The organism is Peribacillus frigoritolerans, from assembly GCF_040250305.1.
GTDB lineage: Bacteria > Bacillota > Bacilli > Bacillales > DSM-1321 > Peribacillus.
The window spans coordinates 2,624,337-2,646,131 of the sequence record NZ_CP158190.1 but is presented as its reverse complement, the minus strand read 5'-3'; the positions used below and the strand labels follow the sequence as shown (position 1 = coordinate 2,646,131).

Annotated in this window: 21 protein-coding genes; 7 read left to right on the top strand and 14 right to left on the bottom strand. The window is 40.0% G+C overall.

Annotation, left to right across the window (positions count from 1 at the left end; translation table 11 throughout):
• Positions 1–85: 85 nt before the first annotated feature.
• The 10 genes from ABOA58_RS13040 to ABOA58_RS12995 form a co-directional block, all read right to left on the bottom strand.
• Complete coding sequence (locus ABOA58_RS13040) at positions 86–1,363, bottom strand: MFS transporter (RefSeq protein WP_350302635.1); 1,278 nt, start codon at positions 1,361–1,363, stop codon at positions 86–88.
• Between the two features lie 56 nt (positions 1,364–1,419).
• Entirely contained in the window at positions 1,420–2,895 is a 1,476-nt protein-coding gene (locus tag ABOA58_RS13035; RefSeq protein ID WP_350302634.1) for an aldehyde dehydrogenase family protein, read from the bottom strand.
• A 55-nt stretch (positions 2,896–2,950) separates the two neighbouring features.
• Positions 2,951–4,087, bottom strand: a complete 1,137-nt coding sequence (locus ABOA58_RS13030; protein ID WP_350302633.1) for an acyl-CoA dehydrogenase family protein — start codon at positions 4,085–4,087, stop codon at positions 2,951–2,953.
• 21 nt (positions 4,088–4,108) lie between these two features.
• The gene (locus ABOA58_RS13025) at positions 4,109–5,305 is read right to left on the bottom strand and encodes an acyl-CoA dehydrogenase family protein (RefSeq protein ID WP_350302632.1); all 1,197 of its coding nucleotides are present in this window, start codon (positions 5,303–5,305) and stop codon (positions 4,109–4,111) included.
• Between the two features lie 37 nt (positions 5,306–5,342).
• Entirely contained in the window at positions 5,343–5,759 is a 417-nt protein-coding gene (locus ABOA58_RS13020; RefSeq protein WP_350302631.1) for a Zn-ribbon domain-containing OB-fold protein, read from the bottom strand.
• A gap of 11 nt (positions 5,760–5,770) precedes the next feature.
• On the bottom strand, positions 5,771–6,934 hold the full coding sequence (locus ABOA58_RS13015) for a thiolase C-terminal domain-containing protein (protein ID WP_350302630.1): 1,164 nt from the start codon (positions 6,932–6,934) through the stop codon (positions 5,771–5,773).
• A 32-nt stretch (positions 6,935–6,966) separates the two neighbouring features.
• A complete protein-coding gene (locus ABOA58_RS13010) occupies positions 6,967–7,383 on the bottom strand; it encodes a MaoC/PaaZ C-terminal domain-containing protein (RefSeq protein ID WP_350302629.1) in 417 nt (138 codons plus the stop codon).
• A 76-nt stretch (positions 7,384–7,459) separates the two neighbouring features.
• A complete protein-coding gene (locus ABOA58_RS13005) occupies positions 7,460–7,918 on the bottom strand; it encodes a MaoC family dehydratase N-terminal domain-containing protein (protein ID WP_350302628.1) in 459 nt (152 codons plus the stop codon).
• A 6-nt stretch (positions 7,919–7,924) separates the two neighbouring features.
• Positions 7,925–10,108 (bottom strand): acetate--CoA ligase family protein, encoded by a 2,184-nt coding sequence (locus tag ABOA58_RS13000; RefSeq protein WP_350302627.1) that lies wholly within the window; start codon positions 10,106–10,108, stop codon positions 7,925–7,927.
• A gap of 308 nt (positions 10,109–10,416) precedes the next feature.
• A complete protein-coding gene (locus ABOA58_RS12995) occupies positions 10,417–12,483 on the bottom strand; it encodes a helix-turn-helix domain-containing protein (protein ID WP_350302626.1) in 2,067 nt (688 codons plus the stop codon).
• 482 nt (positions 12,484–12,965) lie between these two features.
• On the opposite strand from ABOA58_RS12995, the gene rocF reads away from it, so the two are divergent.
• Both rocF and ABOA58_RS12985 read left to right on the top strand, forming a co-directional pair.
• A complete protein-coding gene (gene rocF, locus ABOA58_RS12990; RefSeq protein ID WP_350302625.1) occupies positions 12,966–13,916 on the top strand; it encodes an arginase in 951 nt (316 codons plus the stop codon).
• Positions 13,917–14,285: 369 nt separating this feature from the next.
• Complete coding sequence (locus ABOA58_RS12985; protein ID WP_350302624.1) at positions 14,286–15,722, top strand: amino acid permease; 1,437 nt, start codon at positions 14,286–14,288, stop codon at positions 15,720–15,722.
• 293 nt (positions 15,723–16,015) lie between these two features.
• On the opposite strand, the gene ABOA58_RS12980 is transcribed toward ABOA58_RS12985, so the two are convergent.
• Positions 16,016–16,294, bottom strand: a complete 279-nt coding sequence (locus tag ABOA58_RS12980) for a hypothetical protein (protein WP_350302623.1) — start codon at positions 16,292–16,294, stop codon at positions 16,016–16,018.
• A gap of 389 nt (positions 16,295–16,683) precedes the next feature.
• Here ABOA58_RS12980 and ABOA58_RS12975 point away from each other — a divergent pair, with 389 nt between their 5' ends.
• Complete coding sequence (locus ABOA58_RS12975; RefSeq protein WP_350302622.1) at positions 16,684–18,015, top strand: oligosaccharide flippase family protein; 1,332 nt, start codon at positions 16,684–16,686, stop codon at positions 18,013–18,015.
• A gap of 171 nt (positions 18,016–18,186) precedes the next feature.
• On the top strand, positions 18,187–18,378 hold the full coding sequence (locus ABOA58_RS12970) for a DUF3934 family protein (RefSeq protein ID WP_137016732.1): 192 nt from the start codon (positions 18,187–18,189) through the stop codon (positions 18,376–18,378).
• Positions 18,379–18,587: 209 nt separating this feature from the next.
• Here ABOA58_RS12970 and ABOA58_RS12965 read toward each other — a convergent pair whose 3' ends face one another.
• Positions 18,588–18,953, bottom strand: a complete 366-nt coding sequence (locus ABOA58_RS12965) for a DUF948 domain-containing protein (protein WP_350302621.1) — start codon at positions 18,951–18,953, stop codon at positions 18,588–18,590.
• A 92-nt stretch (positions 18,954–19,045) separates the two neighbouring features.
• Positions 19,046–19,435 (bottom strand): DUF948 domain-containing protein, encoded by a 390-nt coding sequence (locus tag ABOA58_RS12960; protein WP_350302620.1) that lies wholly within the window; start codon positions 19,433–19,435, stop codon positions 19,046–19,048.
• Positions 19,436–19,587: 152 nt separating this feature from the next.
• On the opposite strand from ABOA58_RS12960, the gene ABOA58_RS12955 reads away from it, so the two are divergent.
• Both ABOA58_RS12955 and ABOA58_RS12950 read left to right on the top strand, forming a co-directional pair.
• On the top strand, positions 19,588–19,917 hold the full coding sequence (locus ABOA58_RS12955; protein WP_350302619.1) for a four-helix bundle copper-binding protein: 330 nt from the start codon (positions 19,588–19,590) through the stop codon (positions 19,915–19,917).
• A gap of 231 nt (positions 19,918–20,148) precedes the next feature.
• Positions 20,149–20,460 carry a hypothetical protein gene (locus tag ABOA58_RS12950; protein ID WP_350302618.1) on the top strand — a complete coding sequence of 104 codons (312 nt, stop codon included), beginning with the start codon at positions 20,149–20,151 and terminating at the stop codon, positions 20,458–20,460.
• Between the two features lie 112 nt (positions 20,461–20,572).
• Here the strand turns inward: ABOA58_RS12950 and ABOA58_RS12945 are convergent, their stop codons facing one another.
• Positions 20,573–21,244, bottom strand: coding sequence for a hypothetical protein (locus ABOA58_RS12945; RefSeq protein WP_350302617.1), 672 nt, complete (start codon positions 21,242–21,244; stop codon positions 20,573–20,575).
• Between the two features lie 287 nt (positions 21,245–21,531).
• Here ABOA58_RS12945 and ABOA58_RS12940 point away from each other — a divergent pair, with 287 nt between their 5' ends.
• A complete protein-coding gene (locus ABOA58_RS12940) occupies positions 21,532–21,741 on the top strand; it encodes a YqaE/Pmp3 family membrane protein (protein WP_350302867.1) in 210 nt (69 codons plus the stop codon).
• The last annotated feature ends 54 nt before the right edge of the window (positions 21,742–21,795 follow it).

Sequence of the window (21,795 nt, the reverse complement as noted above, 5' to 3'; positions counted from 1 at the left end):
AAGAGCAGCAATCTAGACTGCCGCTCTTTACCCGGTTTTATTTACGGAAAATACCCCCTTCCATTTGTTTTTTATCTCTGGCAAACTATCCAATTTTTTGGTCGGAAATATTTTTGATTCTTCTGATCGTCTTTTTTTTCATGCCATTTGCCGCTAGTACACAAACCATGCTGAAGATGAATAAGCAAAGAAAGAAGATCCAAGCTGCACGATAGCTTTCTGTCAAATCATAGATTACACCCGAAACGATCACACCCAATGAGCCTGCCGCCACAAAAAAAACTTGCACTATGCCAAAGATGGAGCCGAAGTCCTTCTTTCCAAAGATATCATTTGTCATGAAGGGAGGCCCTAGAGTGGATATCACAATGCTAAAGCCAAAGGCGATGGCGAATAAGAATGCGAATGCCTGTGTCTTAGCTAACAATAGCGCTGCCATAGCAATCGTCATGCAAGCGCCTACATAAATGGCGCCTCCTGCCGTACCGTACTTATCCAAAACAGCTCCTAAAATCAATTTTCCAACCGTATTTGCCAAAGATAGTATTCCAAAAATGGTGCCAGCAAAAATGGCTGGATGCCCTATATCGATCAAGTATGCCGGGATATGCATTTGCACCCCGCCAGCGACTAATGCAAAACAAACGATTCCAAGTACGAAAATCCAAAACATCGCTGTCTTCTTTGCTTCCCCCATCGTTAAGCCATTCTGTTCAGATTCCACATTAGTTTCGGCCATTTCCATTTTGTCAGAGCCCAATGGAACAAGGCCCTTTTCTGCGGGACTTTTCTTTGCAAATAGAAGAACCAAGGGTAATGTTAAGACAATTATCAGTATCCCTGCTATTACGTAGGCCGTTCTCCAACCATAATTTGAGATTAAATTTGTAATGATCGGACTGAGTACTGCTGCCCCAATTCCCGATCCCGCAAATGCCAAACCCATGGCCTTTCCTTTTTTCTCATAAAACCAATTGGTTAACATGATTGATATGGGAATATTGGAAAAGCCTGCAACACAGATGCCAATTACAAAGCCTATGATACTAAAATATACAGCTGAGTTGGCAAGCGAGTATGACATGAATCCTGCTCCGGCAATTACTACGCAAATTGACATGATCAATTTCATATTCCCTTTAGCGAGTAATTTACCCATGATCGGAGAAGCAACAGCCACTCCAAGGCCAGCAATGGAAAGTGCAATGGAAAAAGTGGTTCTGCTTATTCCTAAATCCTCTGTAACCGGGACCATGAACAAACTATGCAGGGAATTTATTATCGAGAAACCTGCGAACATTATGAAAAAGCCACACAACACAACATACCATCCATAAAAAATGCCTTTAGAATCTTGTGCCATTTACAGAACCCCCAGTCCACTATTTACAGTGAATTCCCTGCTAATCTCATAAGAACTCATCCTATTTCCATATAAACGGTCTTTTCACGGGTATATTCAAGAATGGTATCCGTTCCAAATCCACTGCTTTTTTGGCCTCCGAATGGGAGTTCAGGTCCCACCCTGCGAAACAAGTTCACCCACACATTACCCGATTCCAGTTTACGGACCATCCGGTGTGCCCGATCCAAATTCGAGGTCCATATTCCAGCTCCTAAACCAAAATCACTGTCATTAGCTATGGTGAGGGCTTCCTCTTCCGTATCAAAGGGGATAACGGTCGCTACCGGACCGAAGATTTCTTCTTGACAGATACGGAGAGAATTACTATTGACCTTGATCAGTGTTGGCTCAACCCAATAGCCATCAGCTAAATTGGGTTCATCAGGTAATAGGCTAACACCTCCATGACGGCCACCGATGATGATTTCCCCTCCTTCCTTTTGGCCTAATTCTATATATGAGAGGACTTTTTCATATTGAACAGCGTTAGCGATCGGTCCCATTGAAGTGGCTGGATTCATTGGATCACCCAGTTGAATTTGTTGTTCTATCACTTCTTTCATCCTAATGATCATTTCATCGAATATGGACCTTTGAATTAGAATCCTCGATCCGCCTACACATAGTTGGCCTGCGTTGCCGCTAAATATCCCATAGTTTGTCACTCCTTGTGCTGCTTTTTCAAGGTTTGCATCCGCAAAGACTATGTTTGGCGATTTCCCGCCAAGCTCCAAAATCATGGGCTTAGGGTTTCGTGCGGTCGATTGTGCTATCGCCCTTGCCGTTCCTCCAGAACCGGTCAGGCTGATTTTGTTCACATCTGGATGGCTTACTAGAGTATCCCCCACTTCCGCTCCAGTTCCTGATACGACATTCAGGATTCCTGGCGGGAGGATTTCATTAATCAGGTCTCCATATCGTAGTGAAGCGATAGAAGCCAATTCAGATGGTTTGATAATGACAGCATTTCCTGCTGCAATCGCATAAGCCGCTTTAATGGTAAAAGTGAAAAGCGGTGAGTTCCATGGAAGGATTCCTACTACTACCCCTAAAGGTTCCCTCAATGAATAACCTACACTTGAAGGTCCCAATTGGACAGTATCACCCTTACTTCCAATAATTGTTGCACCTGCTGCATCATACCAAAGGCTTGCTAAGCTGGGAATGAGGCCGTGGCTCGTTTCCCTGATCACCCAACCATTGTCTCTTGATTCCAACTCAGCTAGCTCTTTACCATGCTTTATGACTAAGTCACCTATTTTCCTCAGGTAAGCTGCCCGATCCATAGCTGGCCTCGAGGACCAATCGGCAAAAGCACTTCGGGCTGCTTCTACCGCCGCTTCGGCATCCTGGGCCATACTGCAAGGAATGGTTGCCCAAACCCTGCCTGTTGACGGATCGTGGCTCTCAATCCGCTTCCCGGAAGAAGCTGGAACCAGATCGCCATTAATCATATTCTGGTACTCTTTCACTTTATATGAAATTTCCAACGTTCATCTCCACCCTTCGGATTAGTAATACATGAGAGTAGCCCTTTCTGCTTTTCTACCAACCTAATGCCGTAGCGGCCTGTTTGTAATATTGTTCAGTACTTCCCAAATAATTCTCATAGAACCTTGCACGCTTAACAAAAAGGTGACAATCAATTTCTTCTGTAAACCCAATTCCACCATGAATCTGAATATTGTCTGACGAAATTCGTACGAATGCTTTCGTGGCAAATATTCGTGCGCAGGAAATGGCTTGAACACGATCTTCTGCCCCGCTTTCCAAAGCCCAGTTAGCATAATAAGCTAAAGATCTAGCTGTTTCGAGATCCATTTTCATATCGACGATTCTATGTTTAATCGCTTGGAATCTTCCTATGGGCTGACCAAATTGTTCACGAATCTTCGCATACTCTGCTGCCATTTCTACCACTTTCTCCATACACCCGACAATTACTGCGGAGAGAGCTGCATTGAAAGAGAGTAATCCTTCTTGGAGGGCATCCCATCCTTGATGCATTGCCCCAAGTACCTGACCCATGGGAATTTCAACATCATTGAAAGCCAATGCTGACAATTGTCGGGTTTCATCAATGTTTTTCTGGCTTTCAAGCGTCAAATTCGTTTCATTTCGATCGACGATAACTAATGTAATCCCTTCATTTCGGTTACCTTTGCCTGTGCGGACTAACACTATATAATGATCAGCCAACTCAGCATCGGGAACCATTGTTTTCACTCCACTTAATATCAACTGACCGTTTAGGGATCTTGCCTCCAAGTTAATCCCAAAAGGACCGTAACTTCCACCTGGTTCTAACCAAGCTAGTGAGAATGTTTTTGTACCGGCCGCAATTTCTGCTAAATACCTACCTTTTTGTTCTTCCGTACCGAATTTCTCTAATAATGGCACAGCTAGTGCATTCGTTTCTAAGTATAAACCCGGCAATAAAGAACGGCCGGTTTCTTCAAGTACAGGTATTAAATCAAGGGGACCCAAGCCCATTCCCCCGTAGTCTTCCGATATATTGATGCTTGTACATCCTAATTCGGCAAGCCCCGATAATAAGGCCCTTAGAGATCCAGTTTCACCCTCTATGTATGCACGGGCCGTTTTTGTTTGCCCGGCACCATCTAAATATTTCCGGACATATCCGCGAAACATTTCTTGTTCTTGATTTAAAGAAAAATCCACCTTTATTCCCCCCGTTTCATCTTAACGTCCCATATCTTTTGGTAAACCTAGAATTCTTTCCCCAATAGTGTTCTTTTGAATTTCGCTCGTTCCACCTCCAATTGTTTGTCCAAAAGAATAAAGATAATTATCCTGCCAATATGAGTTGGAGGAGATTGCATCTTCTTTCCATAGAACGCCCTTATGTCCTTGTAATGAAATAGATTGGGACAACAGCTCCTTGGTAAGTTCACTTACCATCAATTTATCCATTGAACCTTCTGCACCAGGATGACCGTTTTTTAATGTCTTAGTTAGATTACGATAATAGTTCAAAAGTGAACCCCGGGAGCGAGTATATAAATCTACCATTGTATGACGAACAAGCGGATTGCCCAACAATGGCTTATCATCTTCTTTCAATTCTTTAGCTAACCCTACAAGTTCATTAAATTGTTGCTCCAATGTAAAAACTTGCGCTCCGATTCCCGTTCTTTCATGCATAAGCAATGCAATCGTAACTTTCCAGCCTTCATCTACCTCCCCAACTATTTCAGCATCGTATGCAATCGCATCATTCAGATAGACTTCATTAAAATCATGCTGACCATCCATTTGAATGATGGGCCTTGTTTCCACCCCCGGCTGATTCATATCCAATAGGAAAACCGTTATCCCTTTATGCTTTTTATCAAAACGATTCGTCCGAGCCAGTAAAAAGCATCGATCAGCTAAGTGTCCAAAGCTTGTCCAAACCTTCTGACCATTAATGATCCACCGATCTCCATCCTTTACGGCACTTGTTTGAATGGCGGATAAATCAGATCCAGCATTCGGTTCGGAATATCCTTGACACCATACTTCCTCTCCTGTGAGAATTTTTTGGATATATTTTGCTTTTTGTTCGTCCGTTCCAATCTGCATTAGAGTGGGTCCCACCATATGGATGCCTACATAATTCACAAGCGCCGGAGCCTTTACTCTAACCATTTCCTGTTGATAAACTATTTCCTCCATCAACGTCGCTTCTCGTCCGCCGTATTTTTTGGGCCAGGCAATCGCTGCCCAGCCACCTTCATATAATTTCCTTTGCCAATTCCTGAGGGAAACGGCATACTCACCTTCATCTTTTGAAACATTACTGATTCCTTCAAGCCAACCTTCAGGTAAATTTCCTTCAAGCCACGCCCTCAATTCAAGACGGAATTCTTCTTCCTTGGTTGTAAACGAAAAATCCATAGATACTTTCCTCCTTTAATGCTTGCAAATTACACTTCTATAACTGAATCCATTGCGGCAGTGACCGTTCATCCGCAATTTCCATCCAAACCATCTTTACTGGCATACCCACTTCAATATCCTCTGGTGAACATTGCAAAATATTTCCGATTAACTTGACCTGGGGCAACATTTCTAATTCGACTATGGCAATTACGAGCGGTAAATCATCCTGGAATCCAGGTAAAAAGGGTCGATAGGAAACGATATATGAATAGACTTTACCGTTAATATCGCTGCCTTGGCTTTCCCAGCTAAGTTCAGAACTGCCACATTTTGCACAGCTCGGACCGGGAGGGTGGGAATATTGATGACAGCTATTGCATTTTTGAAGAATCAGTTCATGACGATCTGCGCCATCCCAATATGGTCTATTATCCTGTGTTTTTAGCGGAATAGGTTTTTGGTATCCCATTTTGTCCCCTCCTAATTTCTTAAAATCATGGCACCGGCCATATCAGGTCCAGCCCAGCCAGTACAGATTCCAATTTCACAATTTTCAACTTGACGAACGGTTCCTTTGTATTCATGGCGAACTTGACGAACGATTTCCAATACGTTATTCATTCCATGTGTATATCCTTCCGATAACATTCCTCCTGCGGTATTCGAAGGTAATTTCCCACCGATCCGCAAGTTTCCTTCGGCTACAAAGTTACCGACCTCTCCACGCGGAGCAAATCCATAAGCCTCCAGCTGCCGAAGTACAACCCAGCTATAACAGTCATATATGGATGCAACGTCAATATCTTCAGGTTTTACTCCAGCCATTTTATATACCTCAGGCGCGACATAGTCAGCAGCCACTTCGGTTAAATCATTCCAATAATGTGCATGGGACACACACTGCCTAGCAGATAAACCCATGATGTATACCGGTCTGGACTTGCATCCTTCAGCTCGTTCTGCTGAAGTGACAATGATTGCATTTGCTTCATCGGACTCCAGGCAGAAATCATGTTTTTTAAATGGATAGCTTAAATAGGGCGTTTTAAGATATTCCTCCATCGTTAGTGGTTTACCATAAAAGTAAGCTTTAGGATTCCTTTGAGCATGTTCGTAAAAAGCTAAACAGACATGCCCTAGATGTTCCTCTGTCAGCCCGGTTTCATGCATATGTCGCGTCGCAAAAAGTCCGAACCACTGAGCAGGACTGCCAGCACCGTAAGGAATGATGAAGCTTCCGCCTTCTATGGCTGTTTGAAGCATATTCACATCCCATCCGCCTCCACCCATCCTTACCCCTGAGCGTCCATTCATGGAACGATAAATCAACACCGTATTCAATTGACCTGATTCGATTAATCCAACAGCGTCAGCTATCAGCATTTCGGTACTGCTTCCCCCGCCCAAAATATCCTTAACATATTTGGGACGGACCCCTAAATATGTTGCTAATTGATGAGATGTACAAGAATCGTTTTCCGAATAGCTCATGAACCCATCAATTTCTTTCGCTTGAAGCCCAGCATCATTCAATGCAGCTCGAGCAGCGTCCAACGCCAAATGTAACGGGGTTGTACCGGAATTCTTAGAACGCTCACTTTCCCCTACACCGACAATGGCATAGCGATTTTTAATGCTTTCCATAATAAACCCTCCTATTTGATAACTTGATAACTTTATTTAATCTGTAAAACGACTTCACCTGAACCCACAATTTGCTCTGGTTCCTTTTCAGCAATAAGGTCCAGCCTTACAAAGCGTTGACCTCTTTCTTCATATAAACTTTTCACAAAAGCAGAACACGTGAGTCGATCTCCTGGTACGGTTACAGCACCAAATCTCATTTTAAAGTTTGCTGGTACAGCATGATCACCAGCCAGTTTCATTACATATTCACCAAGAAACCCCATTACCAGCATTCCATGAGCAATCACACCATTCATGCCAATTTCTTGTGCAAATGCATCATCTGTATGCAATGGATTGAAATCTCCTGAAGCACCGGCGTATTTAACAAGTTGAACCTTGGTTACAGGTGGCTTGATGAAAGATTCAAGTCTTTGCCCTTCATGTAAATTTTCATATTTCAACATCCCTGATTCCTCCTGTTTGCAGTTTGCTAGAATTTGATATTGATACTTTAATGCCATGAACTATGAGCATGTTTTTTCAAACAGGAGCATGATCACTCTTGATGGGCCGATAAATGATATTTGTTCGGCTTATGACCACCATTTCACCTGACTCATCTTTCATTTCTGTATCAAGTACCAAGAACTGCATCGTTCCTTTTCTTCCTTCCCGTTCGTATACATTTGCAACTTTCATCTGACAGTACAACCTATCCCCTGGTCTAATGGGGCGGGAATAAATAAACTCCTGTTCACCATGCAGCATTCTCCTTTGTTCCAGGCCCAAGTCAAGGCTTTCGCCGCTATCCTGACCAATGGCAATCGGGAAGGTTGGCGGTGCTATAATGCCACCATATGAAGTTTTCGCAGCAAATTCTTCATCCATATATAAGGGATTAAAATCACCAATCGCCTCAGCAAATTGACGGATATGCCTCTTTTCGACTTCAAATATAAATTCAGCTCCAGTTAAACCATTCAAATGATCGAGTTCCATTGCTCTCTACCCCCTAATAACGGTATTATCTTTCACATTATTTTTTACAACAATCATGGCATCAGCTGCCTTGATACCGTTTTCATATACCAGCAAAGGATTAATATCCAATTCGTCGATGGAATCTTTATAATCTGTAACTAGCGCGGAAACCTTTAATAACACATCAATGATGGCTTCGATATCAACTGGTGCTTTCCCGCGTGCTCCCGTTAAAATGTCCTTCCCCTTGATTTCTTCAATCATTTCAAGTGCATCTTGTCTTGACAGCGGAGCAATTCTAAACGAAATATCTTTGTAAATCTCAACAAATATTCCCCCAAGACCAAACATGATAACCGGTCCAAATACGGGATCATCACTTGCTCCAACAATGATTTCCACTCCATCAGGTAACATTTCCTGAACGGAAACGCCGTTTATTGTAGCCTCAGGTTTATAATTTAGTGCATTGCGCTTAATATCTGTGAAAGCTTTCCTGACCTCAAGTTCAGTCCTTACATTCAATCGAATCGCATCCGCTTCCGTCTTATGTGGGATATCCGGCGAATCGACCTTTAACACAACCGGATAACCGATACTGTTAGCGAATTGTACTGCATCGTTTTCATTTTCAGTTATAAAACGCTTCGTGGCAGCAATCCCGTATCGTTCCAAAACCAGACTGGCTTCTGATTCACTTAATGTAGCACCGGGCTTCAGCATGTCCTGTAAGCTTTGTTTCTCTATTTTCTTTGTACTATCAGAAACTTGAGATTCAAGATTTTTTCGATAAAATTCACTGTATTCAACTAGTTTCGCCAACCCTCTTATCGGATTAAGGTTTCCTGGAATGACTGGTATGCCATTTTTCACGAGCTCAGCGGTAGCAGGCGGGAGTGTCATGCCATCTAATGGAAAAGTTGTAATGAATACAAATTTATCTGAGCTTCTGCAAATTTCAATAAACTCTTGAAGCAAAGGGTGCTCGGCAGTCCAATTAAAAGGAAATTCCGTAAAAATGATGTTATCGACATCCGGATCTTCCACAAGTGCCCGCAATGGCGCAAGGAATAACTCAGGATTGGAAACAGAGGCGGCCGCTGTTAAATCCACAGGGTTGGAAGCGCTTGCATATGCAGGTATATTACGTTTGATTTCTGTTGTTGTCTTTAAGCTGAGTGGGTTGATGGTAAGTCCGTATGATTCACAGCGATCCGCTTCATTTATCCCCCTCCCGCCAGAACTAGTGATGATTACCGTATTGCGTCCATTTGGAAGCTTCTTTGATAGGAATAGCTTTGAAAAAGATATGATATCCTCATAATCGTCGGCCCTTACGATGCCAGCTTGTTTAAAAAAGGCATCATATACTTTATCCGATCCCGCAAGTGATCCTGTATGAGAAGCAGCAGCTCTGCTTCCGGCCAAACTCCTCCCGGTTTTCATTACAATTATGGGTTTATTACTATCCAATGCCTCTTTTGCCAGGCTTCGTAATTTATCCGGATTTTTTGCTCCTTCCAAGTAGCCGCTTATCACACTTGTTTTGGAATCATGGATCATATATTCAATTACATCCGAGAATTCAGTTTCCATTTCATTTCCTACACTCACGAAGTAGTTGAAGCTCAATCCATTCTGAGCTGCTGCCATATAGGTCAAAACACCAAATGCACCGCTTTGGGAGACATATCCTACCCCTCTTTGGTCATTAAAGGGCACTGATAGAATGGCAGGGGAAAAAGTGCCAATCAAACCATTCGACAAATTCACTAATCCAACACAGTTGGGGCCCACTATCCGTATTCCATTCTTTCTTGCAATATCGGTTAGCAATTCCTGTTGCTTAATGCCTTCTTTTCCTGTTTCCGAAAAACCAGCAGCAAAAATGATGGCTGCCTTCACTTTCTTTTGAGCACATTCCTCTAAACCTTGCTGCACTTGCTCCGCCCCAAGGCAAAAAATGGCTAAATCAATTTCATACGGAACATCTGACAATGATTCATAGCACTTTATCCCTTCAATCTCTTTTGCATTGCGATTGATCGGGTAAATCTCTCCCTTAAAATGACCCTCCAAAAGAGCTTTGACCTGTAAATTCCCGATTTTGTATTCACTCTTGGAGGCACCTAGGATTGCGATGGATCTTGGATTGAATAACGGCTCAAGAGTTTCATGGGAATTGTTTAAATGTTGGTTTTCTATCATGAATCTTCCCTCCTACATTAAAAAGATATCTTTGAACTAATCTTACATGGAGGGCGTTAATATCCTGAAAAATCATAGTTTGTTAAATTCATTTAAAACATTAGGCAGTTAATTATTTTTAATAGACGAAAATTCTCTTATACAGCAGGGTCAAAAGAATAGTATGAAAAATATGTGTTCTGGATGACCCCGACTTCTTACATTGATAGCCCCGACATTGGAACAAGATAAACGCCACTGCTTTTTATGTATATGGCAACACAAACAACCCTCTTCCTGATAAAGGAATAGGGTTAATTTGTTCATGATCAATTAATATGTTTCTGTTTTTCCAGCCATTTCTTCATTTTCGTTTGAATTTTAGAGGATGGAATTTTCATCCCTCTCTCAATGTTACTGACATATGGGGCTGATATCTCCAGCTCTTCTGCTAATTGATATAAGGAGAGGCTAAGTTTTTTTCTTGTGATTCTTATTTGCTCACCAATATGATTACTGTTCTTCAGGTTAGCTGGGTCTTGCTTTGCAAGACGATTGTCAGTGTGAGATCTTTGTTTTTTTTCTATGGAGCGATATTGCTCTTTTATGATATCAGGCGGTTCTATTAATATCATCGAATTCAGCCAAATACTGGCCCATCCTTTATAATCGGCTATGGATTCATCCCACTTTTCATAATGCCATGATGCAATTACGCCGTCATCTAGTAGAACATCCAAAGCTTTCTCGAAACGTTCCCTAGTACGCGATGGTGTTCGGTCATTTAATTTTTCACCGATCGATTCCAATAGGGTACTGGTTTTATTCGGTTGTAAAAAGTCTCCTTTTCTTGCTTGGGTCCTCCAACGCCAGCTTAAATATCTTGTAAGCCGTTTTTCCCGAATTTGCCTATATGGATTATATTGAAGTGCTTTTATTGAAAGTAAGGCAACTTGTCTTGCAGAACCATTAAGATATTTGGCGAAAACCTTATCGATCGTGAACGTTATCTTTTTCCTGCATGCTTCTTCTGATATATCATATTCCACGCCATTACGATCTTTAAAGATAAACGTCCTCCCTTGTAGCTTTGTCTGAACAGGCTTACCTTTATCATAGATGGTAGCTTTGTTAATGTTAATCCATATGCTTTGTATATTTGTAAGCGATTTCAAAATTTGAGCACGCTGTTTGGCCTCGTAACCACCCCGACGCCCAAACCCACCAAGTTTTGGCTTTAATCCTCGAATTGAAAGGAGGTCATTTAAATAAATTTCCACTGTTTCCTCATTATGAGCAGCCTTTGACAGGAAAAGGCTGCAAAGAGCATCAAAAACATCTACATCCACATCAGATAAAGAGTGGACTCGGTTCCAAGCTTCTTTCACATTCGTCTGCCCATAGGTTTTATGATCGTTACCAAAAGGGATTATTTGTATGAAACCTTCTGTATTCCCCTTTAATATTGGTGTTGCAGGCCAAGGAATGTTTCCAATGATTTCGAAATTTTTTTTATAAATTGCATCTCTAACCGACTGATATGGAGCACTATTCATAACAAGCAAATGATCTTGGACGGTAAAGTTGAAAGCGAAATCCCTCATTGTGGATAATAATAAATCTGATGTTTGAAAATCCCTCTTAAAACATAGCAGGTTTTCTATCTTTTCGATGGTATTGTTTTCAATATTAAATTCAATCATGATTTTATCGATCCACTCTTTAATATATTCATTAACGATATCTGTTACTCTCGATAAAAATCCAGTGTTTTCAGTAAAATGTTTTGTGAGATGATCGTAAAATAACTTATTTAATGCTTGATCATCAAGTCTTTCCATTTCATTAACACCTATTGATAAGGCTATTTCTTCAAGGACCCATTCTTTTACTAGCAGTCTAAACCAGCTGTAAAATTCCTCCCAAACCGATCTCTCAGCCAAAAAAGTTTCATTTTTTAATTTTTTTTCCATTTGGTAAATTGAATCTTCCATTAAATGTTTATCTTTTAAAATAGCATGTTTTTTTGTAGAAACCCTTTCATATTCACTTAATAGATAGAATACGACATGTTGGGCAATATGTGACAATGTTTCGTTTCTCGCCGTTAACCTCAGCTTGGCAAATAGCTCTTCATTCTCTTTATATGCTTGTTCCCAAATAACAAAACTTTTATTGTTCAATCCATCTTTAAAGGTTAGAAACCCCTTTGAATTTTTTAATTTGTGTGTTTTGAATTTATTATTGAAATCATGATATTGATTGTTTTGCTCATATATGCAAAGAACCAAAAAATTATTAATTTTGCTTGACCAGCGGTACGATAAATACTTAAGGCTCTCATTTTTTTGGTTCGATTCCATTTTTCCACTCTGTCTCTCATTGCTATTCAACATGAATACCTCCTAGTTCAAAACTGCGTCTAAATACAAAGTACTCAGTGTTTTAGATGAAAAAAAGTCATGATATTTTAAATGCAACTAAATATTTTTAGTTTTTTTTTATATATTCCATATAAAAATGAAAAATCCTTCCATGCATTATAGGTGTAACTGCCCCATTTCCTGAATAAATGTATCTAGTAAATTATATTCAATATCTTCTGAATCATCCTTAGCGAAAGATTCTGATTGGTAGCGCTATCACTTCCATTCCTGGGATAAAAATCTCAACAATTGCAGTTTTTACAAGGATTCATCCATTGTCACTAATACCCCTTAAGGTAATATATTATGTTCATAAAAAATCAATAATAGGAATTTTACCCCAGGACTTTCACCCTTTTCTCAATCGTATAAATATTCAAAAAAATGTCGAGTTGAGTCATCACTCCTTTTACCCTTATACTAGGGTAGAAAAATCGAAGGAGGAATTACATATGAAAAAGGAAATTTCAATCATTGGTGTGCCAATGGATCTTGGTCAAACTAGAAGAGGAGTGGATATGGGGCCTAGTGCCATCAGATATGCAGGATTGAGTGAAAGACTTGAAAACATTGGCTATACTGTCCGTGATGAAGGTGATATTAAAGTAGAAATACAGGAAAGAGCACAAAGTGATAGTGACACAAATTTGAAGAATCTGCAGGACGTAGCAGAAGGTAATGAAAAATTGAGTCAAAAAGTGGATGAAGTCATCCAAGCAAATCGTTTTCCTTTAGTTTTAGGGGGAGATCACAGCATTGCTATCGGGACATTAGCCGGTTTAGCGAAGCATACTGAAAACTTAGGAGTAATATGGTATGATGCACATGGAGATTTAAATACTGCCGAAACATCACCATCAGGAAACATACATGGTATGTCCTTAGCAGTAAGTTTGGGCCTTGGCCACCCTGCACTGACTAAAATTGGCGGATATTCTCCAAAAGTCAAACCAGAGAATATTGTCATCATTGGTGCCCGTTCTTTAGACCAAGGTGAAAAAGAGTTAATCAGGGAAAAAGGAATTAAAGTCTATACTATGCATGAGATTGATAGAATGGGTATGACAAAAGTGATGGAAGAATCGATTGCCTACCTGAAAGAACGTACGGACCTTGTCCATTTATCACTTGATCTTGATGGTCTTGATCCAGATGATGCACCAGGGGTCGGAACGCCTGTAATGGGAGGCATTAGTTACCGTGAAAGCCATCTTGCCATGGAAATGCTAGCTGAAGCTAATATCATTACATCAGCAGAGTTTGTTGAGATAAACCCAATATTGGACGAGCATAATAAAACGGCTGAAGTTGCTGTCGCATTAATGGGCTCATTGCTTGGGGAAAAATTACTATATGGAGCGGAAGATCATATCTCTCCTGATTTATTGGCTCATGTTAAATAATCGGACTCTATGTTTTTGATAGAAATATAGAGAGTTCGTTAAAGTGATGCTCCATGGGAAAAGCCCATACTTCTTTTATGAGCTTCTTCCCATTAGCGGATGATCGACATGAATCAATTTACATCCCTAGTTTCCTGACGCTTGGCTTCTCTTTCTTTATTAAGCGGCGCTTTCGAAATTAATTCTGCATAGGTACCTATGTTCATTGACTCATGCTTCTTTAATGCAGAAGTAATCTCTTTTCGGAGGGAATTCGACATCATCTAAGAATCAGAATCAAAGCTATTAGACTTGTAAAAACACAAATTCCCTAATAACGTCCCAACATAAATGAAACCGTTTGCACCCATCAGGTAAAGGAGTTTTTCAATGAAAACAGCAGAAAATCAACCAAATGAATTAAAACGGAGCATGAAAGCAAGACATTTATTTATGATTTCAATAGGGGGATGTATTGGTACGGGCTTTTTCATCGGTTCAGGCTATACCATTCATGAAGCAGGAGCCTTCGGTGCTATCCTCTCTTACATAGTCGGCGGCTTCATCATGTATTTAACGATGCTTTGCCTTGGTGAACTATCAGTTGCCATGCCTGTATCCGGTTCGTTTCAGACATATGCGACTAAGTTCATCGGTCCTGGAACCGGATTTGCCATCGGATGGCTATACTGGTTAGGTTGGGCCGTTACAGTTGCCTTAGAGTTTCTGGCAGCAGGACAGCTAATGCAAAGATGGTTTCCTGAATCACCCGTTTGGATGTGGTGCGCAATCTTTGCTTTTCTCATCTTTTCACTGAACGCCTTATCAGCAAAGGCATTTGGCGAATCGGAGTTTGTTTTTTCCAGCATAAAAGTATTGGCCATCATTCTTTTCATCATCGTTGGCGGTGCTGCTATGTTTGGTATGATTGATATGAAAGGTGGACAAGAAGCTCCATTTTTCTCTAACTTTTTCGCTGAGGGTCTTTTCCCCAATGGGATATCGGCCCTGCTAATCACAATGATTACAGTAAACTTTTCCTTCCAGGGCACTGAATTAATCGGAATAGCCGCTGGAGAAAGTGAAAACCCGGAAAAGGTCATACCAAAATCCATCAAACAAACCGTTTGGAGAACCCTTTTCTTCTTTGTTCTTTCTGTCACTGTACTTTCGGCGATGATCCCAAGGGAAAAAGCCGGTATCTCAGAAAGTCCATTCGTTGTTGTACTTGATAGTATCGGAGTTCCGTATGCAGCTGACATCATGAACTTCATCATTCTTACAGCACTATTGTCAGTGGCGAACTCCGGTCTTTATGCTGCGACACGTATGCTCTACTCGCTTTCAAGGGAAGGTATGGCAAGTCCGAAGCTCGGTTTGGTGAATAAGAGAGGGATTCCGCTCAATGCCCTGCTCATCACCCTGGCGATTGCCGGTTTATCATTACTTTCAAGTGTAGTAGCTGCAGACACAATATTTGTCTTTCTTCTCTCCCTTGCAGGGTTAGGTGCACAAATTGGCTGGATTGCCATATCGGCTAGTCTTCTTGCTTTTAGAAGATCCTATACCCGCCAAGGCGGAAAGATAGAAGATCTGAAATTTAAAGTTCCGCTATACCCATTCATCCCTATACTTGCATTAATAACAAACTGCATCGTCATGATCAGTTTAGCATTTGTTCCTGAGCAGCGAATGGCTCTTTATTGCGGGGGAGCATTCTTCCTTGGATGTTATGCGGTTTATCACTTTAGAGTGAAGAAAATCAAGAAAATAGAAACTCCCAAGCAGGAAGTTGAATTAAATGCCGGTAAAAAAATGGTCATTTGATCCAGAATTCCGCGGAGTAGAGTAAGTGGTGAAAAGCAATCTTTACAATCCATTAAGATTGCTTTTCAAAGAAGAAATACCCTGGATGTTATCACACCCAGGGTATTTCTTTTATTTAATCACCATTTCCTTAAATAGCTAGGTAATGGTAATCCACTGTAAGAAACCTTCCTTTTCCCTTCCAGCTTTTTAGTTCCCCAAACTATTCCCTGTAAAATTACGCATATAATAGGAAGCTAAATTTTCAGCTCCATCTAGGCAATAAAAACAAATATCAAAACAAAAAAATCATCTTAATCGATGATTTTATATTGTGCAAATTCTTTTAATTTAGGCAGGATTGGCTCTAAAATTTCCTTGGCTATGTAATCGGTATCCAATCCAATGAAGCGTTCACTTTCCATGTCGACCGATCTCGCATTTTCCGGGTCATCACAAAAAATAAACGATATGATTCCGTTATCTTCCTTCATATCTACATATTTAAATGCAATGTCATGTTTCGTAAGACAACTTTCAAACGCAATGCACAATTCATCTATATTTGATTGACTAATAGATGTGAATTTCATATTGATCATCCCCTCTGCTAAAGGATAGCAAAATAAAGCATGAATTTCAAAGCGAAATTCATGTCCCATTCATATATTCATGATTCATATGACACTTTTGAAGAGGAAAATGACATAAAAAATTGCCCTTGTTTGGAATATCACCCGTATGAAGCCTTTTGATGAAGATTGTTTGGGTAAGGATCCCCCATTAGAAATGAGTGTAACCAATCGATTTCATCCACTTTCCCACCTTTACCATGATTTAATTTTTTATCTTTCAACAGCGATTAATAAGGATTGCCCTAGGCATAACCGCATTTTGTATCGCCAGGATATGCAGTTCCTCATGAATATTCCATGGCATGTCTCATATCTTTATACAAACACCTTGTTAGGAGTGGACCAACATGAAGTCTTTTTATAAAGGAACGCTCATTTTGATTGTTGCAGCGTTTTTTGGTGAATGTATCGAATTTTTAGTGAACATGCTCCTAGCCAGGGAATTACACGAAGAGGGCATGGGGCTTTATATGTCGATATTGCCAATTTTCTTTTTGATATATGTGATCGCCAGCCTTGAATTACATATTTCTATTTCAAAATTCGTTGCGGAAAATAAACAGGCAATGCATTATAATCTTATCATTCATGCACTTAAAATGGCTGCAGTCGTCGTATTGGTAATGTGTGTAGTCATGCCTTTCATACTTTCCTTCTCATCCATAATGGACAAATACCATCCCTATATTAAATGGCTGCTCATCACATTGATCCCAATAGTTGCCTTTTCGTCGATTGCAAGAGGCTATTTCATGGGTGTTCAGCAAATGGGGAAAATTGCCTTTTCCAACTTTTTAAAGGATATCATTCAATTCGGCTTGCTTTTCCTCATCTTTGACTTATTTCATTTTAACCAGGAAAAGTCATTGTTGATGGCCTTTTTTGTTTTGATTGGCAGTGAGTTCCTCGTTTTTCTATACTTGATCAACCTTTTGGTTCTTCAAATGCGAATCATGAGGCGCGGTACAAACTCACGGACAACCGGTAAACATGCCCGGCAAAAGTTATTGGCGGTTTCGCTGCCCACCATGGGGTTAAGGATCTTTCATGCGATAACAAATGCGATCCAACCTTTTTTGATCCACACCGCCCTTCTATCTGCAGGATTCGGTGCGGTAGTGGCTACAGAGCATTTTGGAATGCTCACTGGAGTAGCGATGACGATCGGCTTCTTCCCAGCCTTTATCGCACATTCCTTAATGATCATGCTCATTCCGAATGTTTCGAATGCTTACAAGAGGCAGGATAAGGAAAAATTGAGGGTTTTATTGCAAAAATCGATGTCTTTCACCGTACTGTATGGAGTTCCGGCTGTGATCTTCATATATTTCTTTGCGGAACCTTTGACCTCCCTCTTTTTTTCTTCAACATCTGCCGCATACTATTTAAAGTTATTATGTCCTTATTTCCTTTTTCATTTTTTTGTCATTCCCATGCAAGCCTATCTCATCGGCCTTGGTTTAGTGAAGGATGCTTTCATCCATACCGTATGGTCCCATATTGTTGCGTTTTTAATGATGTATATCCTAGGGTCTCAGGCTTCTCTTAATATGGGAGGAATCATTTTAGGAATGAATACAGGCGCTGTATTATTAACTTTCATGCACTACTTGACCATTTGCAAAAAAATCGGCATAAGCATCTTACTGACGAAATCAAGATCGATATCGATAAAGTGAGGCAAAACCAAAGCAAAATCTCTTGCTGTTATTAGTATATAAAGATTTAGTTTAAAAAAATTGAGCCTTTCCCTGTACATATCATCTTCGTTACTGTATATTTCAACATACTTGGGTAATAATCAAGTAAAATGGTTTAAACTAACCATACAATAGTAATGGAGTGATTTCATGAGTAAAGCTAAGGCTAAGAGCGGAACTGGTAAAGGTACCGGCACAGGAACGGGCAAGAAGGGCTGGAATCGTTGGAAAACAAGTGCCAATAAGAAAAAAAGCGCCAAACCATATGTAAGTAAAGGCGTCAAACATTCCAATGACTCAAAAGCATCCGGTCATGCTGCAGGCGACAAGACAGATAAATAAGTGCTTGTCCTAAAACCCACAAAAAATTTTATGTTTGTTCCATATTCTCATACAGGGTGTTAAGATATCTGTATGAGATAAATGGGTGTTATAGATATAAACCACGCACGATATCCATATGAAGCTTAAGAAGTACGGCTCATTTACATACCATCAAAAAAGACACTCCAATTCCCGGTAGTGTCTTTCGCATTTTTAATATTTTCTTTTTATCTAAATTGGCTTTTGGGTTTGATGGCATTGATTTTTTTCGGGGAAAACTCTGTACGAAAACCGTTAGTGGCTTTTTTAACAGAGTCTGTAACTGAATGTATCGCTTCACCAACATCCTGGGCAGAATCCAATAATGGTTCAACCGTTTTCATTTTAGTTTTTACATCGTCGGTGATTTCATTTGCAGTTTGCAATAGTTGTTTCGATTCGCCGGATAGATCGTGGATGGCATTTCTCACTTCAGCCAAGGTTTGATTGGCTTCTCCTATCGTGACCATTCCCTTTTGAAGGGTACTGATTAAAAATACGACCAACCAAATGAAGGCTAAGGCGATCGCAGCTACACTATATTCAATAATCAAGATAAAGCTCCCCCTCTAAATTAAATAGTAGAATCAATTGCTTCAAATATGTTAGTGGATCCCGGGGTGCCTGTTTTTAAAGTTAAATGGTACTACTTGATTTTGATTTGAACCCCCTCAGCTTCAGTTCGAATCAAAGGAGCTGTCGGAGCGGATAATTCCTTGTGGCGGCCTTCCAAACTGGCTTCTTTCATGGAATTGGTTACATTATGAATCATTTCCCCAACATCTTGAGCGGATTCTAGCAATGGATCGACATTTTCCATCTTCCCTTTTACATCCGCAGTAATTTGATTGGCAAAGTGGATCAATTGTTTGGACTCTTGCGTCAATCCATGTACTGCATTCCTTACCTCTTCCAGTGTTTTATTTGTTTCTTCAAGTGTTCCCATTCCTTTACGCAGCGTTTGGTTGACATTATATATCAAATACACGACAGCTCCGGAGACACTGGCCACACTTAATTTAATAAACATTTTCATATATCCACTCCCTTCATTTAAATTTATGCACTGTCCCTTCCAATCATTCCCTAAAGTACATCACTCTGTCCGGTCGGTTTTAAAGAACCTTTTTCCTAGAAGTTTAAAGGTTAATAGTAAGGGAGAGACCATATTTAGGAGGGAATTTGTTCATGCCACATGAGAATTATTCATCTGTTATCCAAACTTTAAATGATTGTATGTCCGCGTGTAATCATTGCTACGACGCATGCTTAAAAGAAGATCATGTAAACATGATGGTGGAATGCATTCGCTTGGATCGGGAATGTGCGGATATTTGCTCTTATTTAGAACAGGCGATAGCAAGAGGAACACCGTTTATTTCAGAGTTGGCTGAAGTGTGTGCCAAGATTTGTGAAAGCTGCGGAAACGAATGTAAAAAACACGATCATGAACATTGTCAAAAATGTGCTGAGGCATGCTTGAGATGCGCAGAAGAATGCAGAAAATTAGTCGCTTGATGTAGGGAATAGCAATAAGCTATTCCTTTGATTAATCTTCCCTCTTACCTACCCATTCTTCTATTAAATCTATTAAGGGATGATGATATATTAAATATATTCTAGCGAGGTATATGTTGAAATTTTTTTAATGGCAATAAATATTTTAAAAGATAAAATTTTTAAAATACCAAAAGCATATATTGAAACCCCTTTTTTTAGGCACACTAGTATTAAAAACAGGAGGATATTATGACACCTCGGAATGTTCCTGCTAAAGATGATTTAGAAGTGAAAGATACCCCGGCTTCACCTGATAAGGAAAGCGAAATAGACAAACTCAATCGATTATTAGGTGCGGTCATGCGATATTTATCAGATGATGAGCAAGAAGAAATTGATATAGAGTATCTTCTCGAAAACACCGAAGGGCTTCGGGATTGGTGGAGCGAATATAGGGAGCTTGATCGAAAACGGGTCGAAGAAGAAATAAAAAATTCCCTGACGGATCTATCCCTTGAAGAGCTTGAAAACATCCGTGAACAAATCCGTACAAAGGCATAATAAAAAAAATCCCTGCATCGGGATTTAACCTGATCATGCAGGGAATTTTTCTTTCCTATTATATACAAACACATATTTTTGAATTTACGTTATATGTGATACCAGAAATCCTTTATTCAACTTTCAATGACCTTAGTTCCAGTTGATCGATCATGTAATCCACTAATGCATGCAATGGATTTAAAACTGTCTTTCCTGTCTCAAGCTCATATCTCATAGCTGCTTCGACCATTGATAATTGAGCCACCGACAGCGGTCTTTCTTCGTTATTAAACTGGTATAGGCAGTTCATGATTTCCTGGTTATATCTCTCTCCCAATCCCTGCATAATCAATTCAAAGGCATTATCGATAATGATAACTTCATAATCCACAGCCCCATATTTTTCAGCATGGGCTTTTAATCGTTTGACTGTTCCTTCAACAGTTGCTGGGTTCGTGAATAAAATCATTTGCGGTTGCTGTAATTGGCAAATTTGCTCAAAATATGGTTCATCGATTTTAATGATAGGCATAGGTAAGGATAGTTGTTCTTCGTTTAAAAAGGCGATGTAGTTTGTACAAGTTATAAGAATGGCATCCACTTTACATTCGGCAATCCATTCGACCTGTTCTTTTACCCTTTTTTGAGCATCCGAATTGTTAAAAGTTGCATCAGATGACACCCGATGCATCAATCCCGGATCAACAAAATGAAGCCATTCAATATCGTATTTCGAGAATGCGGCTTCTATGTATTCTATATTTGTATAGTGAGCATGCAAACAGCCTATCTTTTTTTTCATAAATCTCCCGCCTTCATCAGTTAGTATTCTGATTATTCTAACACAAAAAGTGGCGGTACATTGACCGCTGCAGGGAAAAACGATCATTAGCCATAGCCCTCTCCTGCCATTATGAGGGGTAAAAGACTGCTTCTTTGAGGAAGGCTCAGTTGGTATGAATCCGGCTTTCAAGCATATATTTATCAAGGCGATAGCAAGAGGTATCATCAGTAAAACAAGCATTTGTTTTAGAATAAAAGTCAAACCGTAATAGTAGATAAAAATCAATATATTGGAGAGTGTTCACCATTCTTTATTTAATTGCGATTATTTTCCCTCCATTAGCCGTATTATTAGCCGGTAAACCCGTTCAGTCTGTGCTTAATTTGGTCCTCACACTATTTTTTTATGTCCCTGGTTTAATTCATGCACTCTTAGTGGTGCATGATAAGAAAGCTGATAAACGAATGAAGCAGCAAACAGCAATTATTTCTAAATCGAAACAAACGACTAAGTGATTTAGACAACCACTAATAACCCGAATGAAGCACCAAGGTGCATTTTATTCGGGT

Coding starts and splice junctions, on each gene's coding strand:
- ABOA58_RS13040 (WP_350302635.1), bottom strand. CDS start 1,363: ATGGCACAAGATTCTAAAGGCATTTTTTATGGATGGTATGTTGTGTTG.
- ABOA58_RS13025 (WP_350302632.1), bottom strand. CDS start 5,305: ATGGATTTTTCGTTTACAACCAAGGAAGAAGAATTCCGTCTTGAATTG.
- ABOA58_RS13020 (WP_350302631.1), bottom strand. CDS start 5,759: ATGGGATACCAAAAACCTATTCCGCTAAAAACACAGGATAATAGACCA.
- ABOA58_RS13015 (WP_350302630.1), bottom strand. CDS start 6,934: ATGGAAAGCATTAAAAATCGCTATGCCATTGTCGGTGTAGGGGAAAGT.
- ABOA58_RS13010 (WP_350302629.1), bottom strand. CDS start 7,383: ATGTTGAAATATGAAAATTTACATGAAGGGCAAAGACTTGAATCTTTC.
- ABOA58_RS13005 (WP_350302628.1), bottom strand. CDS start 7,918: ATGGAACTCGATCATTTGAATGGTTTAACTGGAGCTGAATTTATATTT.
- ABOA58_RS13000 (WP_350302627.1), bottom strand. CDS start 10,108: ATGATAGAAAACCAACATTTAAACAATTCCCATGAAACTCTTGAGCCG.
- ABOA58_RS12995 (WP_350302626.1), bottom strand. CDS start 12,483: ATGTTGAATAGCAATGAGAGACAGAGTGGAAAAATGGAATCGAACCAA.
- rocF (WP_350302625.1), top strand. CDS start 12,966: ATGAAAAAGGAAATTTCAATCATTGGTGTGCCAATGGATCTTGGTCAA.
- ABOA58_RS12985 (WP_350302624.1), top strand. CDS start 14,286: ATGAAAACAGCAGAAAATCAACCAAATGAATTAAAACGGAGCATGAAA.
- ABOA58_RS12980 (WP_350302623.1), bottom strand. CDS start 16,294: ATGAAATTCACATCTATTAGTCAATCAAATATAGATGAATTGTGCATT.
- ABOA58_RS12975 (WP_350302622.1), top strand. CDS start 16,684: ATGAAGTCTTTTTATAAAGGAACGCTCATTTTGATTGTTGCAGCGTTT.
- ABOA58_RS12970 (WP_137016732.1), top strand. CDS start 18,187: ATGAGTAAAGCTAAGGCTAAGAGCGGAACTGGTAAAGGTACCGGCACA.
- ABOA58_RS12960 (WP_350302620.1), bottom strand. CDS start 19,435: ATGAAAATGTTTATTAAATTAAGTGTGGCCAGTGTCTCCGGAGCTGTC.
- ABOA58_RS12955 (WP_350302619.1), top strand. CDS start 19,588: ATGCCACATGAGAATTATTCATCTGTTATCCAAACTTTAAATGATTGT.
- ABOA58_RS12950 (WP_350302618.1), top strand. CDS start 20,149: ATGACACCTCGGAATGTTCCTGCTAAAGATGATTTAGAAGTGAAAGAT.
- ABOA58_RS12945 (WP_350302617.1), bottom strand. CDS start 21,244: ATGAAAAAAAAGATAGGCTGTTTGCATGCTCACTATACAAATATAGAA.